Here is a 15371-nt window from a genome sequence, read left to right as displayed (position 1 = left end):
GGGTATAAAAGATTATAAACGGGATTGTTTATAAGCTAGAGCCTCCTGTTCATTGCTGACTCCGCCATGCTTGGCAGACCATGCGCAAGGATCTTCAAGGAAACGTCTGATTTCTGAGGTGTCTCCGTTTGAAAAGGCTGGGTATTCTGAACTGACTTCTAAAATATCCCACCAAGTGCAAAGGGAATGCAGACTGATGCCAATATCGTTTAGTGTCTGATAAGCGCTTGAAAAAACTCCATAAAAGAAAACAACAAAAGCATGATCAACAATTGCACCAGCCTTGCGTAAAGCTTTGGCAAACCCAACCTTGGAAATACCATCTGTAGTTAAGTCTTCCACCAAAAGAGTACGCATATTTTCAGGTACATCCCCTTCGATCTGTGCATTTTTACCAAATCCTTTAGGTTTTTTGCGGACATAGGCCATTGGAGTCATCATTCGGTCTGCGAACCATGCAGCAAATGGAATTCCAGCTGTTTCACCACCCACGACGGCATCAAAAGATTCATATCCAACGTGACGATAAATTTTTTCAACCCCTAATTCAATAATCTTTGCCCGGGCACGAGGATAAAAAATAATTTTACGACAATCAATATAAACAGGGGATTTCCAACCGGCGGTAAGTAGATACGGATCATCAGGACGAAAATTTACAGCCTGGATTTCCAAAAGAAGCCGAGCGGTAATAAGAGCGGCGTCACGATCCCATTCAGTTACACGAGGTGAACGTGGCTGTTTTTTATTAAAAAGTGAAGTATGAGTTTGTGACATAGAGTGATTGCCTTATTCGTAAAGTAGAGAAAGCAGGTAAATAAGGTTTTCTTATATACTTTTTAGAAAAAAAGTGCAGTAATTAAATTTTTTTATAAAAAAAATTGATAAAAACCAAATTAATAATATATTTCTATCAACAGATACTGATTTTGGGATATACTACCAAAGTCAAAGTAAATCGTTGGTATTAAGTAGAAAAAGTATGGCTATTCAATTAGACCACATTCATCGTCGGTGTGAAAAATCGGTTATTACTGCCTATCAAGAGTTAAAAGCTGTTGGTGTAGGGGAAATGCAAATTTTTCAGAGCTGCGTTCTTTTATATCAAATTTATCATCCGGAATCTTCAGTAAATGAGGCTCGTCTTCTTGTGTCTGAATGGATTGACTATCATATTTATGATAAAAAACAGAATGGCAAAACCAATGGATGCGATTGCAACTAGAGGAAAAACCAGGTAAGGAAATTGTTATTTGAATTTCCTTACCTGAAAAGTTTTCTTATCTAAGTTAGTTTATTTTTTTAAGTCTCTACGCTGATAACCTGTATATAGCTGACGAGGACGATAAATTCTCCGTAATGGGTCATTAAAGGCCTCTTTCCATTGACTTACCCATCCTACGGTGCGTGCAACAGCAAAAAATGCGGTAAACATTGATTTGGGTATTCCCATTGCCTTGAAAATGATTCCAGAGTAGAAATCTACATTCGGATAAAGTTTACGTTGAACGAAATAATCATCATTCAGTGCATATTTTTCTAGTTCAATAGCGAGTTCCAGTAATGGATCGTGTTTAATACCCAATTCCTCAAGGACTTCATAACAGGTCTGTTGCATGATTTTTGCCCGTGGATCGAAATTTTTGTAAACGCGATGCCCAAATCCCATTAACCTGACATTACTGTTTTTATCCTTCACCTTTGCAATAAAATCAGGGATGTTTTCTTTTGAGCCTATTTTTCCAAGCATTTGTAAAACCGCTTCATTTGCACCACCATGCGCGGGTCCCCAAAGAGCGGCAATACCTGCGGCAACACAGGCAAACGGATGTGATCCTGTTGATCCTGTCAATCGTACTGTGGATGTTGAGGCATTTTGTTCATGATCAGCATGTAAAATCAAAATACGGTCCAATGCATTGCTGAGGATTGGATTGACCTTATAGGGTCTATCCGCACGGGCAAACAGCATGTTAATAAAATTTTCTGAATATGAATAATCCGCTCTTGGATAGACAAAAGGTTCCCCTCGGGAATATTTGTATGCCCATGCCGCAAGAGTGGGCATTTTTGCAATCAGACGAACAGCGGAAAGATCACGACTTTCTTCGTTAGATATGTCAATGCCTTCGGGATAGAAGGCTGATAACCCACCAACTGTTCCACATAACATGGCCATTGGATGTGCATCGCGACGATAGCCGTTAAAGAAATTTCGAATTTGCTCATGAAGAAGAGAATGATTAAGTAACCGTTCTTTAAAATCCTCGTGCTCTTCTTTGGATGGAAGTTCTCCGTACAAAAGAAGATATGCCACCTCTGCGAAACTTGATTTTGCAGCAAGCTGTTCGATTGGATACCCGCGATATAAAAGGATACCTTTTTCACCATCAATGAATGTGATCTTGCTTTCACAAGCGGCAGTGCTGCCCAATCCAGGATCAAAGGTAAATAAGCCCAATTCTTTGGTTAAACTGCGAATATCAACGACACTATTTCCGCTTGCCCCTGATAGAACTGGTAATGTAGCTGTTTTCCCCTGAAAAGTAATGGAAACGGTTCCGTCATCTTGAGGAGGTGAGAAAGACATAGCTTCCGTGTCTGACTGTTTCATACTATATTCAACCTTATTGTGATTTAACAATGTCTTTAAATTTAATGCATAAAAATGCTCAATCTTCACCATACCAGAATACACAGAGAAGTTTTTTCACGTCTCTGAGAGCTTGGCATTTAAATAAATTATATTTAAAATTGTTTTGCTGAGTCTTAATATAAAGAATTGCATGCACAACCAAAAATAAAAAATAAGAGATGATTTAATTTTTCTTATCAATTTTTTGTTTGGCAATTGCTTTATGATGTTGAATAACTTCCGTAATGATGAAATGAAGAAATTTTTCGGCGAAATTGGGATCCAGATGGGCGGATTTGGCCATTTCTCTCAATCGTGCAATTTGTTCAGATTCTCTTTGAGGATCAGAGGGGGGTAACTGATAGGTTGCTTTCAATTCACCCACTTTTTGGGTCAAACAAAATCGTTCAGCCAGAATATGGATTAACGCATTATCAATATTATCAATGCTTTGGCGTAACTTTAATAATTCTTGTTTAGCTTTTTCTGGGGAAAGTGGTTGTTGTTTAATCATACCATCTACCTTTTTACATAAATTTTGGATAATAATTTTTAATTTGAATTAAATTGGAATATCGATCCACGATAAATGACCGCCTTTACCCGCTCCAGTATCCATAAAAACGGCTGTCCCTCCGGCATATCCTTTGCGGATCCAGGGACGTCCGTCCGTGGATCTGCAATCATGTCCGCAATATAGGGTATAACCTGATGGAATATGATTAACCCAGTTTAGTCTGCGGACCGGATAACCATTTGCAAGGGTTTTATTGGTTGTTTCCCCATACAATGTGCGGGATAACAAGGCATTTATCGGTGTCAATGGATTGGCTGGCGGGGGTTCAACCAGCATTCTGGTATGAAATCCGCCATGAACAAAAATAAAATTCTTAAAAATTAACCAGGCAGGAGCTTTTTCCAAAGCTTGCAAGATTTTATCGGTTAGTTTTTTATCAGGATGTTGGTTGATTTGATCAAGGGTTCTGGTCAGGATATTATCTTTTCTTACCCTGAATCCCTTGAGAAACAATCCCAGTTTTCGGTCATGATTGCCAATCAAGAAAATTCCTCTTTTTTCATCCTGAACCTGTAACATTAACGCCATTACAGCACCACTATCCGGTCCGTAATCGACCAAGTCCCCCAGTTGAATGATGAAGTGATCTGTTTCAACAGCATGTCGAAAACCGTTAATATCACCATGGACATCCCCGATAATTCTGAAATTTTTGAAACGAGTGGATAATGTGGCAAACATTGCTATAGTATAAACCATAAAGTTTTTTATTTTGCATCTATATATTGCAAAAATGTTTTTTTTATTGAATATCTCACTTTTTTTTGTTGGGAGAATTGAACTTTATGATCTTAATTAAAAGAAAAAAAAATATATAGTTTTATTTAAGTTAAGATTTTTAAAGGATTAGTCATGTCTCAAAATAATCGTATTCAACATCAGGGATTAAAACGAAAAGTCTGCTCGGCTGAAGAGGCCGCGCAATTTATTCATGCGGGTGATTTGATAGGTACAAGTGGATTTACGGGGTCAGGATATCCGAAGGCAGTTCCTCAGGCTTTGGCTAATAGAATTAAGGAAGCTCATGCGTTAGGTAAGGAATTTAAAGTCAAACTGATAACTGGAGCGTCAACAGGGCCAGAACTTGATGGTGCATTGGCGGAGGTTAACGGAGTTTCTTATCGTTCCGCGTTTAATACTGATCCAATTATGCGTAAACGGATCAATAGTGGGGATACTGATTATCTTGATATGCATTTGGGACAGGTTGCCCCCTTATATCGTACAGGTGTTTTGGGTGAAATGGATGTCGCCATTATCGAGGTCGTACGTATTTGCGAAGATGGTCGGTTGGTTGCCTCTTCGGCTCTGGCCAACAATCAGCTTTGGTTGAATAGTGCAAAAAAAATTATCCTTGAAGTCAATCAATGGCAAAGTGCAGGTCTGGAGGGTATGCATGATGCATGGGAGGTTTCAACCTCTTTTCCACATCAAATTATTCCATTGTCCTCCCCTTGTGATCGTATAGGTCAACCATATATGACTGTTGATCTGAATAAAGTGATGGCTGTTGTGGAAACGAACGCTCCAGATCGAAATGCCCCTTTTAGTCCCAGTGATGAAAACGCAAAATTGATTGCTGGACATTTAATGGAATTTTTCAGGTATGAAGTGAAAAGAGGTAAAGTGCCGCCTCAACTTTTTCCGTTACAATCCGGGGTTGGCAATGTTGCCAATGCGGTTATGGAGGCTTTGGGCGAAGGGGATTTTGACAATCTGACCGCATTTACGGAGGTGATTCAGGACGGTATGTTGAATATGCTTGAAACTGGGAAAATGAAGGTTGCTTCGGCGACATCCTTTTCTCTGAGTCCTGAAAAAGCAGAGTATTTTAACGATAACACTGATTTTTTCCGTGACAAAATCATTTTAAGGCCTTCTGAAATCAGTAATCATGTTGGTGTTATTCGCCGGTTAGGATGCATTTCCATGAACGGCGCCATCGAAGCGGATATTTTCGGCAATGTCAATTCCACCCATATTATGGGTTCAAGAATGATGAATGGAATTGGTGGATCTGGGGATTATGCAAGAAACGCCTATGTATCGATTTTCATGACTCCATCCTTGGCCAAAGGAGGAAAGATTTCCTCAATTGTTCCGATGGTGTCTCATGTGGATCATATTTATCAGGATGTTCAGGTTATTGTAACCGAGCAGGGATTGGCAGATTTACGGGGACTGTCACCGCGTCAAAGGGCAAAACTTGTTATTGAAAATTGTACGCATCCCACTTTTAGACCTCTATTGAGGGAATATTATCAAATGGCTCTAAAAAATAATATGGCTCATACTCCTATTTTGCTTAAGGAAGCCCTGTCATGGCATGAACGGTACATCGATACAGGTACAATGATCCCCTGATTTTTCATGCAATTGTTAATTTGCTTAAATTAGATTTTTTAAGCAAATTATAATGGATAGTTTAATAGGAATTATATTGAACAGATCCAAAATGGTGACGATTATATTCAAGCTGGTTTGGAGATAGTTGAAAGCCAACAGTAAGTTCATATCCATCAGGGGTACGGGCAGTTGTGGCGGGAACTTTGAACATCAATTTTTTGGATTCAAGCTTCACTTGATCAATATTATTGGGGAAACTAACTTCCGCAATCATTTCCTGTTTATCAACGACTTTTCTATTATGAATGGTTGCAATGAAATATGGGATTTTGAAGGAATGAGTCTGGGCTGCTGGTCCTCGCTGAATCTGAAGGGTCACACTCAGTTGTGTATCAATGTAGTCTTGATAGCTTAAATTTCTCTTTCTTCGTTCTTTATTTTTTTCGTTCTTTGGATCATCATTACAATTGCCTGATATTTCTATGATGCTGGCTTTAGTTATAAGATGAGGGAGACTATCCTGATTATTTTCAAAAACAAAATAATCTGATGCTGCAGGAAGAATACTAACTTTGGGACAGGCAGGAGGAAAATCATATGTTACTTTTTCTGCACATCCCCACAGAAAAAATGTGAAGGGTAAAAAGGCGAGAGGTGTTTTTATCGTCTTTTTTGTCAAAACACTTGAAAGGATCATCGCTTTCCTGCCATTTATAGAGAAGAGGTTGTTAATAAATAATAAAATATATACCATAAAACAAATTGTTTTAATGTGAAATATATTCTTTATAATTAATTTTAAGTTCTGATGTTTAATAACAGCTTGTTTACCTGATAAAATCCAAATATAAAGTTTATAGATTTTTAATAACTTGGAAAAATTATGTCTGACCAACATTTAAAGAATTCAGAAAATCAAACTCGTGCGTTAAAAGTATTATTGGCTGGCCCTCGTGGGTTTTGTGCCGGGGTTGATCGAGCTATTCGTGTTGTAGAAGAAGCTTTGCGACGGTACGGGGCACCGGTATACGTTCGTCACGAAATCGTTCATAATCGGACAGTTGTTGAAAATTTAGAAAAAAAGGGGGCTATTTTTGTGGAGGAACTGGATGAGGTTCCAGCAGATGCACATGTGGTTTTTTCAGCGCATGGTGTTCCTAAAACTGTGCCCCTAGAAGCCCAAAGACGTAACCTGTTATATCTTGATGCTACATGTCCCTTGGTTTCCAAGGTTCACAGAGAGGCGGAACGGCATTTTGCCAATGGCGGTGAAGAAAGCCGTCATATCTTGATGATTGGTCATGCAGGTCATCCCGAAGTTGTTGGAACGATGGGGCAACTGCCACCAGGTGCGGTAACCCTTATTAAGGATGCAGAGGAAGCCCGTACTGTACAACCTGAAAATCCAGATCGTTTGGCATTTATAACACAAACTACGCTTTCTGTGGATGATACCGCAGAAATTGTTGCCATTTTAAGGCAACGATTTCCCAAGATCGAGGGGCCAAAGCGTGAGGATATATGTTATGCAACTACAAATAGACAGGAAGCCGTAAAAAGAATTGCGGCAGAGTGTGATTTGATGTTCGTGATCGGTTCTCCAAACTCTTCCAATTCACAACGGTTGCGTGAGGTTGCTGAACGTTCGGGAGCGCCACGGGCAATTTTGATACCGAAACTGGAAAACATGGATTGGAAAGATCTGGAAGGCGTGAATGTATTGGGGATCACGGCAGGAGCCTCTGCACCTGAATCCCTTGTGCAAGAAATACTTGAAGCCTTGTCCAAACATTTTACGCTCGATATCGAAGAACGGATTGTCAAAGAGGAACATGTTACATTCAGTCTGCCAGCTCCCCTAGGATAAAATAGAGAAACATAGAGTTAATACATGGCTGTTTATACAAATGTTTCTGAACAACAAGTATCATCTTGTCTTCAAAATTATCCTATCGGTCAACTTGTTCGGTTAAAGGGTATTGCCCAGGGGGTCGAGAATAGCAATTTTCTTCTTGATACCACCCAGGGGAAATATATTCTTACCCTTTATGAAAAACGTATAAAAAGAGAAGAACTTCCATGGTATATGGATTTGATGCAGTTTTTTGCGCAACATCATATCCGTTGCCCCTTACCTGTCAGAACAAAAGAGGGTGAATGCCTGATTGAGCTGAATGAACGTCCGGCAGCAATTTTTACTTTTTTGGATGGAAAAGAAGTTTCGGAAATTTTGCCGGAACACTGTTTTGCCTTGGGCGTCTCGATGGCTCGGATGCATCAGGTTGGTCTGGAATTCAAGCGGAATAAAAAAAATCATGTGGGGTCGGACAGCTGGAATGTGTTACTTGAAAAATCGGTTAATCACGGGCATGATGATTTAATAAGGGAAATTGATCCTGTTCTAAGAAAAATCATTCAATCCTGGCCTACCCGACAAGAGGGTTTGCCAGTGGGTCAGATACATGCAGATTTATTTCCTGATAATGTTTTTTTTCAAGATAATCGTCTAAGTGGATTTATAGATTTTTATTTTGCCTGTACTGATTTCCTGGCTTATGATCTGGCAATTGCTTTAAATGCATGGTGTTTTAAAGAAACGGGTGAGTATCTTGTCAAACGGGCAAGGGCTTTGGTTGCAGGTTATCAGTCTGTTCGTATTCTGACTGAGAAAGAAAGATTGTTGTTACCCATTTTTAAAATGGGGGCGGCATTGCGCTTTTTACTGACGCGCCTACATGATCTGGTTTATACGCCTTCAACAGCTTTGGTTACTCCTAAAGATCCGCAACCTTATTTATACAGGCTAAGATATCATCAACTTAACAAAGTTGAAACATATGAATTTTGATCGAAGCAATTTTCAAAAAGGTTTTGTTGAAATCTGGACAGATGGAGGGTGCAGTCCCAATCCAGGTCCTGGCGGATGGGGAGTGTTATTACGCTTCAAGGGAATTGAACGTGAGTTAAGTGGTGGGGAAATGGAAACGACAAATAATCGTATGGAACTGACTGCCGCTGCTGTGGCTTTGGAGACATTGACCCGTTCTTGCCATGTGGATTTGTATACGGATAGTCAATATGTCCGCCGTGGAATTACTGAATGGTTTGAAGGCTGGAAAAAAAATGGCTGGAAAACAGCGGGGAAAAAACCGGTTGCGAATACTGATTTATGGCAGCGATTGGAAAGTGCTGCTGCCAGGCATCAAATTCAATGGCATTGGGTAAAAGGACATAATGGATGTCCTGAAAATGAACGGGTTGATCAGTTGGCCACGTCAGCCAGAAAAAAAATAACAGAAACAGGTTAACTAGCTAGCGCACTTTGTTTTGTTGTAAAATTGCACTGCGATTGCCTCCTGGTTGCCCGGCAAATGTATCATAGGATGCGCTTGCATTATAGGGAGGTTGTACAGGTGCGTTAAAATACGCCCGAATTCCTGTCCCGGGAATATTGACTGAAGGACCGTTATAGGGTCTGACAGGCGATTGGCTTGGTGTGGACCCTGGCAATCCCTCACCTTTTTGAGAAGTTATGGAATCCGACTGTGTGGTTGTCATTGAATTATCATAGCTGACAGGTTTATATTCTGACATGCCAGGTCTTGAAGGGGGCGGAGGTAATGGATTTGGAGCCTGGTTTTTCGTATTATTTGAAACTGCACCAGAAATTTGAGCCTGAACAACCATAGGAATGATGCCTGTCAATAAACAAATGGTTAAAATCAGACCGGTTCGAAAATGAGAAACAGATTTCATTTTGTTATATGCCATTATTTTTAAATTCTTACTTAATATATAAAAATAATCTATTTTTAAAAGTAATCAATTGGCAACTTTTTCTTTTCTAAAAAAGATGACTTTTTTGTCATATTATTTCCCTTAAAAGGGATTATGGTTAATGATATCAAATTATAACCAATTTATCATCATTGGAATAGGTATTGACAAATGAATACAGAAAATAATCAGACGATTGTTCCTTATTCTTTAAATGACCAAGAGGTTCAGGATCTTACAGTTGCGCTGGAACAGCTGGAAGCAGGACGCGGCGTGTTATTGCGATTGGCCGATATTATGGGAGGAGCTGTAGGACAAGCCATAAAATTAGGTGAAAGAGGACTGAGTCTTTCACCAAGGATACAGAAAAAAATAGAGAAATTCACCAATGTTTCCATTCAGCGCGCTTTTAAAATTGCCATTTTAGGATTGAATAGAAAAATAGAGAAAACGGATTCAGATTTATCAAAAGCTGTCTGGCGTGATCGAATGATGAAAGCCATGGTTGTTACGTCAGGTGCAGTTGGAGGGTTCACTGGATTGGGTGGTATGTTGCCTGATATCAGTCTGACTACCCTTGCCCTTATGCGTGAAATTGCTCATGTTGCGCAAGAGGAAGGGGAAAACCTTCAAAATGAAGATACTAAACGCGCCTGTCTAGAGGTATTTGCATTACGGTCTTTTGCTAATTTGGGTATAGATAAAGATAATCAGCTGGGTTTTTTTTCAGCCAGATTAATGTTGCGTGGCCGTCCGATGATTTTGCTCATGGCTGACGTTTCTTACCAATATGGATTGAGTCTTTCCCAAAAACTGAGTATGCAGATGATGCCTGTTGTTAGCGCATTATGTGGTGCCTCATTAAATATGGCCTTTTTAAATCATTATCGTTCTTTGGCAAGACTACATTTTGTTATACGTCGATTGGAACGTGAACATGGAATGTTAGCTCGGGAAACAATTGAGCATATTTGTAAAAATCATATAAATTCAGATAATTTTTTTTAATGACATGATCAGATCATGTTCATGATATCATGGTTTAATCATAATAGAATTGGACGTGCAAATTTTATTCAAGATTAAGGCATTATAGATTTTTAGTTAACGAGATATCAATTAAGTTTAGTTTAAGGGGGATTGAAACGGAATTGATTCCGTCTATAATTCGGTATTTGTAAAGTCAATATATGTCAATATATAAGGATAAAGTGATGTTGTATAATTTTAGGGCGCTATGCTCTTCTTTTTATAAAAAAAAGGGTTATACGGGATCAATTCTTATTGGGATCACTTTTTTTGCCGCCCTACCGGCTTATGCCCAAGAAAAGCATCCTTTATTTATGCCGAAACGAGATGTAACGGTTGTTTATGCCGTGCAGCCGGAGAATTCATCATTGGCCCAAAAACGCAAGATATATTTTTCTGGAAATGGAACTCTATTTCGAATTGATGGTCCTAACAATATTGGGTTCACCCTTATTGATTCAGCTAAGCAAACGGCAACGGTTGTTTCCAATAAGTCGCGAGTTTATACGGTGATTCCAAGTAAATCGGGCAAGGGTGGTCTTTTTTTGGATGAAAGTCTACATTTCAGAAAAAAGGGAACAGATCGTATATTGGGTATTTTGTGTCATCATTGGTCAGTTCAAGGAACAAAAGGACATTCGGATGTTTGTGTAACTGATGAAGGCATATTATTACGGCAGGAAGGAATGGATATTGATGGTATTGATGGTAAAACAGAAGCCCTTTCAGTGCAATTTGATGCTTTGTCTCCCTCCACATTTCAAGTTCCGGTAGGATATCAGCAGGTTAGACTTCCCCAGCAAAAGGGGGAAAGTCCCACTTTGGTTTCACCCAATGCCAACGCTCAGCCTCTTTCACCTATCCAGGCTAAAAAATCGGAAAATGGGAATAAGGTGGATGCCAGCCAAAATCCTTTTATTACTCCTCAAAGGGATGTTGATGTGGTTTATGCAATCGCTGGTCCCATGCCTGGTTTACCTCCATTTCATCAGAGAATGCGCTGGTCCGTGGAACAATGGAAACAAAGAATTGATTCCCAGGGGATTGATACATACATGATAACTGATTATCGCACGCAGCGATTAACCGTTTTAAACCCCCAGTTAAAGAAAAAAACCGAACTTGTCGCGCCGGGTGCATCTATTCAGGGCGTGGGAAAAAGGGCAGAGGGAGATTATGTCAAGGTTGGTGAGGCCACGGTTGCTGGACAATTTTGTAATGAATGGGAGGTGGCAGATACAGAGGGCAATATTAATGATGTATGTTATACAAATGATGGAGTTATGTTACGCGTTGTACGTAATAACATTCCATTAGTTGTGGCTTTAAAAGTTGTTTACGCACATCAAGATGCTGGTTTGTATAAAATACCTTCTGATCTGAAGATGTTGGCACCGGCACATCCGTAAGGTTCACAGAAGATTATCGATCAGATGCATTGAGAGTTTTCAAAATTTCGTTTACATGGTTGGTAACTTTGACTTTATGCCAGATTTTAAGGATTCTACCCTTTTCATCTATTAAAAAGGTCGATCGTTCAATACCCATGTATTTTCGGCCATACATTGATTTTTCTACCCAAACACCATAGGCTTCTGTCATTTCACCTTTTTCGTCGGATGCCAATGGAAAGGTGAGTTTGTGTTTTTGGGCAAAATCCTTCAGTTTTTTAACTGGATCACGGGATACACCAATAACAGGGATATCGAGCTTTTTGAATGCGGTCAGGTTTTCTTCAAAAGCACAGGCCTCTTTCGTGCATCCATATGTATTGGCTTTTGGATAAAAATAAAGAACAAATTTTTTTCCTTTTAATGCAGTCAGGGAAATTGAACTTTCAAGTTGGGTGGGAAGATCAAAATTGGGTGCCAGGGAACCTTCGTTTAGTTGGGTCATGTAACTTACTTTTCTAGATGGATATAATGAAAATTGAATATTTTTTTCAAGTTAATAATATAGTTATTAGGTGACAGGGCCAAGAAGTTTTATAAAGAGATCACGAACCTGTTCACTGGTTTGATGTATTTTCTCCATAATCAGAGAAAAGGAATCTTTTGTGTGAAAAATCTTTCCCAGAAGTTTTTCGGTCATGATTTCAATAATGATTGGAGTTGCATCCATTTCCAAATGTTCGGGAGGATATTTACCGAAGAATAATCTTAAAAGACTTTGCAAATTTCGCCAGAAATAATCAGCTTGAATCAAATATCTTGCCTCTTCAATAGAAAGATAGCCATTTTGAGCCAATTTTCTGAACGCTATTCTTGTGCAAGGATGTCTTGCTTTATTATTATGCGAGATTAATTGCAGAGTTTGAGCAATAAATTCCACTTCTATAAGTCCACCTTTAAGATATTTGACATCCCATTGTGTGGTGGGGGGCATATCATTTTCCAGCCTTTTGCGCATGTGAACGGCGTCTTGTAAAATGATTTTATTGGTCACGCCAGAGGGGGAAAAATCCAAGGCCTTGTTAATGGCATTATTGATCCGGTCCTGCAAGATTTTAGGTCCACCTATAACCCTAGCCCGCGTTAAAGCCATCCGTTCCCATGTCCAGGCTTCTTTTTCATGATATCGCTGGAATGAGTTCAGGGATACGGCAACGGGCCCTTTGCTGCCAGATGGACGTAAACGCATGTCAATTTCATATAATGGACCTGTATAGCTTGTATTGGTCAAGGCAGTGATAAAACTTTGTGTTAATCGTATATAATAAGGATTGATGGCTAACGAACGGAATGCTTTATTGGCCAATCCTGTTTCTGCGACACTGGCAGTAATTTCAGGTGGATGGTCATAGACCAGCATCATATCAAGATCGGAACCCACCGTCATTTCCCATGATCCGGCTTTCCCCAAGATAATGATGCATATGCCTCCATCCGGAATAATCCCATATTTTTGTTCATGATCTTTGATTACTCTTGCCAGAAGTTCGTTTAAAATGATATCTGCCATTCTTGTACGCTGGATTTGACTTTTATTTAGAGAAAGGCGGTTTTCCATATAGGAAACGGAAAGCCGGAATTCCTCGCTTTGAATAATGTTATGAAGAATGGGCAGAATTTCTTCCAGAGACTGGGTGCTGTTTAGATGCTCATGGATCGTTTTTTGCAGCAAATTTGTTTTTGTTTTTAATATATCGACATGAATTAATGCATCAAGTGCTGCAGGATTATTGGTAATATAATCAGCCATGAATTGGGAGGAACCCAATATTGACGCCAATTTTTCGATTAAAATGGGATTGCGTTCGAAAAGGGACAAAAGCTGTATCCCCGCATGATGTCGTGCCAGCAAACTGTCAAAACGCTGTAGGATCAAAAGAGGGTTTTTCTGTTCTGCAAAAGCCTGTAAAATATTAGGTAAAATATTTTTTAGAATCATTCTGGCCCGTGCGGTTCTTAAAGTACGGGGGCCGCTATTGCTCCATGATTGTAAAATAGATGCGGCTTTATCGGGGAAACCTTTTTCATTCAGATAATTGATTAATTCATTTTTAGGTAAATCAAGAATAAAATTTTCTTCATTATCCGGAGACGTAAAAAATCCCTCGAATATATGTCGGACCTTTTGCATAAGCGGGAATAAATCTTCAACAAATTTGTCTGTTGATTCATATCCCATGAAAATGCAAAATGCATCAAATGCCTGTTGTGTATTGGGAAGGGAATGGGTCTGATAATCGGATTGCATTTGCAGGCGGTGTTCTATTTTACGAAGGAAATAGTAGGTTTTAATTAGGATCGTTGCGGATTCATCGGAAATTAATTCTTTTCTGGTCAATTGCTGTATGGCTTTGATTGTTTGTGGTGTACGCAGTTTTGGAAAACGTCCTCCCCAGATCAATTGCAAGGTTTGGGGTAAAAATTCGATTTCACGAATACCACCATAACCTAACTTCACATTTTGACCGATTAACCAGTGCAGGGCATCTTGTCCAAATTTTTTTTCAGAGAGTATTGGCGGGTTGGGTTTGCCTGAATTTTTATGACAATCAATCCTGTTTTTCATGGCATAAATGTCCTCGACAACAGCAAAATCCAGATGCCTGCGCCATATAAAGGGTTGAACAGCCTCCAGGAAAGAATATCCTCCTGCAAGATCTCCCGCGACAGGTCGTGCCTTACTCATGGCACTTCGTTCCCAGGTTTGTCCCAAGCTTTCATAATATGAAATGGCGGCGGGTAACGAAACGGCGAGTGGGGAAGAAGAGGGATCAGGCCGTAATCTCAGATCAACACGAAAAACATATCCATTTTCATCTCGATCCTCCATGAGGGATACGAGTTGTCGTGTGATCCGGATAAAAAGTGTGGCAAGATCGGGATGATTCGGATATTTGTCTGGATCATAAAGAATAATAAGATCAATATCAGAAGAGTAATTAAGTTCCCTACCACCAAGTTTGCCCATTCCCAAAATAATAAATCCTGAGTTTTCCTGAGGATTTTCTGGGTGGGAAAGTGTAATTTTTTTATTTTGATGTGCTTGTAATAAAAGATAATTGATTGCAAAATGAAGGGTGATTTCTGCAAGATAACTGAGCGTGTGGGTTATTTTTTTTAAAGTCCATACATTTCCAATATCTGCAATTGCACAGGCAATGGCAATTTTTTGTTTGGTAATCCGTAATATTTTGGCGATACTGGATCTGGATTCTTGTATTGATGAATTTTGTAGGCAAGTAAAGGCTTTATTGCAGGCCTTATCAGGTCCATTTAATATAAGGTATTCAAAGAAATGAATGTTTTTTATAATCAAATCAGCAAGAAAGGGGCTGTTCCCACCAATGGCATGGATAAGGCGGACAATACCGGGTTGCTGAATTAATACTGGATCCTTGTTATTTTTAACCCATGCTTCTTTAACTGCATTTGAAAAAAGGTCTGCTGAACGTTGATCCGCCGCTTTTGGCCAATTCTGATCAAACCAAGGGATAGAAGACAGGTTTTTGTGAGACATGATACATGATTTCTGTTATTTGGTTTTTTTCAGTTTACA

15 protein-coding genes are annotated in these 15371 nt (G+C 39.3%); 7 read left to right on the top strand and 8 right to left on the bottom strand.

The window, feature by feature from the left end:
• Positions 1 to 12 precede the first annotated feature (12 nt).
• The gene (locus tag D9V35_RS07175) at positions 13 to 777 is read right to left on the bottom strand and encodes an orotate phosphoribosyltransferase (RefSeq protein WP_110438435.1); all 765 of its coding nucleotides are present in this window, start codon (positions 775 to 777) and stop codon (positions 13 to 15) included.
• A gap of 205 nt (positions 778 to 982) precedes the next feature.
• Between D9V35_RS07175 and D9V35_RS07170 the strand changes: the two genes are divergently transcribed.
• Positions 983 to 1225, top strand: a complete 243-nt coding sequence (locus D9V35_RS07170) for a hypothetical protein (protein ID WP_122123929.1) — start codon at positions 983 to 985, stop codon at positions 1223 to 1225.
• A 69-nt stretch (positions 1226 to 1294) separates the two neighbouring features.
• Here D9V35_RS07170 and gltA read toward each other — a convergent pair whose 3' ends face one another.
• From gltA to D9V35_RS07155, 3 genes are all read right to left on the bottom strand, one after another.
• The gene (gene gltA / locus D9V35_RS07165) at positions 1295 to 2590 is read right to left on the bottom strand and encodes a citrate synthase (protein WP_196424968.1); all 1296 of its coding nucleotides are present in this window, start codon (positions 2588 to 2590) and stop codon (positions 1295 to 1297) included.
• Between the two features lie 229 nt (positions 2591 to 2819).
• Positions 2820 to 3149, bottom strand: coding sequence for a chorismate mutase (locus D9V35_RS07160; protein ID WP_122123927.1), 330 nt, complete (start codon positions 3147 to 3149; stop codon positions 2820 to 2822).
• 48 nt (positions 3150 to 3197) lie between these two features.
• Complete coding sequence (locus D9V35_RS07155) at positions 3198 to 3911, bottom strand: metallophosphoesterase (protein WP_196424162.1); 714 nt, start codon at positions 3909 to 3911, stop codon at positions 3198 to 3200.
• Positions 3912 to 4064: 153 nt separating this feature from the next.
• Between D9V35_RS07155 and D9V35_RS07150 the strand changes: the two genes are divergently transcribed.
• Complete coding sequence (locus D9V35_RS07150) at positions 4065 to 5576, top strand: acetyl-CoA hydrolase/transferase family protein (RefSeq protein WP_122123925.1); 1512 nt, start codon at positions 4065 to 4067, stop codon at positions 5574 to 5576.
• A 61-nt stretch (positions 5577 to 5637) separates the two neighbouring features.
• On the opposite strand, the gene D9V35_RS07145 is transcribed toward D9V35_RS07150, so the two are convergent.
• Entirely contained in the window at positions 5638 to 6255 is a 618-nt protein-coding gene (locus tag D9V35_RS07145; RefSeq protein WP_162988608.1) for a hypothetical protein, read from the bottom strand.
• 186 nt (positions 6256 to 6441) lie between these two features.
• On the opposite strand from D9V35_RS07145, the gene ispH reads away from it, so the two are divergent.
• The 3 genes from ispH to rnhA are packed head-to-tail and all read left to right on the top strand — an operon-like array spanning position 6442 to position 8866.
• The gene (ispH, locus tag D9V35_RS07140) at positions 6442 to 7425 is read left to right on the top strand and encodes a 4-hydroxy-3-methylbut-2-enyl diphosphate reductase (RefSeq protein ID WP_110438429.1); all 984 of its coding nucleotides are present in this window, start codon (positions 6442 to 6444) and stop codon (positions 7423 to 7425) included.
• Positions 7426 to 7449: 24 nt separating this feature from the next.
• The gene (locus tag D9V35_RS07135) at positions 7450 to 8406 is read left to right on the top strand and encodes a homoserine kinase (RefSeq protein WP_122123923.1); all 957 of its coding nucleotides are present in this window, start codon (positions 7450 to 7452) and stop codon (positions 8404 to 8406) included.
• The gene (gene rnhA / locus D9V35_RS07130) at positions 8396 to 8866 is read left to right on the top strand and encodes a ribonuclease HI (RefSeq protein WP_110438427.1); all 471 of its coding nucleotides are present in this window, start codon (positions 8396 to 8398) and stop codon (positions 8864 to 8866) included. The genes D9V35_RS07135 and rnhA overlap by 11 nt, the downstream gene beginning before the upstream one ends.
• Before the next feature lie 4 nt (positions 8867 to 8870).
• Here rnhA and D9V35_RS07125 read toward each other — a convergent pair whose 3' ends face one another.
• A complete protein-coding gene (locus tag D9V35_RS07125; RefSeq protein WP_155568383.1) occupies positions 8871 to 9314 on the bottom strand; it encodes a hypothetical protein in 444 nt (147 codons plus the stop codon).
• Positions 9315 to 9506: 192 nt separating this feature from the next.
• On the opposite strand from D9V35_RS07125, the gene D9V35_RS07120 reads away from it, so the two are divergent.
• Together D9V35_RS07120 and D9V35_RS07115 are read left to right on the top strand one after the other, a co-directional pair.
• Positions 9507 to 10343, top strand: a complete 837-nt coding sequence (locus tag D9V35_RS07120; RefSeq protein WP_122123921.1) for an EcsC family protein — start codon at positions 9507 to 9509, stop codon at positions 10341 to 10343.
• Between the two features lie 206 nt (positions 10344 to 10549).
• Complete coding sequence (locus D9V35_RS07115) at positions 10550 to 11773, top strand: DUF4412 domain-containing protein (RefSeq protein ID WP_162988607.1); 1224 nt, start codon at positions 10550 to 10552, stop codon at positions 11771 to 11773.
• Positions 11774 to 11786: 13 nt separating this feature from the next.
• Here the strand turns inward: D9V35_RS07115 and bcp are convergent, their stop codons facing one another.
• Both bcp and D9V35_RS07105 read right to left on the bottom strand, forming a co-directional pair.
• The gene (gene bcp / locus D9V35_RS07110) at positions 11787 to 12260 is read right to left on the bottom strand and encodes a thioredoxin-dependent thiol peroxidase (protein ID WP_122123919.1); all 474 of its coding nucleotides are present in this window, start codon (positions 12258 to 12260) and stop codon (positions 11787 to 11789) included.
• 66 nt (positions 12261 to 12326) lie between these two features.
• Positions 12327 to 15332, bottom strand: a complete 3006-nt coding sequence (locus D9V35_RS07105; RefSeq protein WP_122123918.1) for a bifunctional [glutamine synthetase] adenylyltransferase/[glutamine synthetase]-adenylyl-L-tyrosine phosphorylase — start codon at positions 15330 to 15332, stop codon at positions 12327 to 12329.
• Between the last annotated feature and the right edge of the window lie 39 nt (positions 15333 to 15371).

Origin of the sequence: Commensalibacter melissae, from assembly GCF_003691365.1 — a bacterium.
Classification (GTDB): domain Bacteria; phylum Pseudomonadota; class Alphaproteobacteria; order Acetobacterales; family Acetobacteraceae; genus Commensalibacter; species Commensalibacter melissae.
Note: the sequence above shows the minus strand (reverse complement) of the source record. Positions and strands in the feature narration are given on the sequence as shown.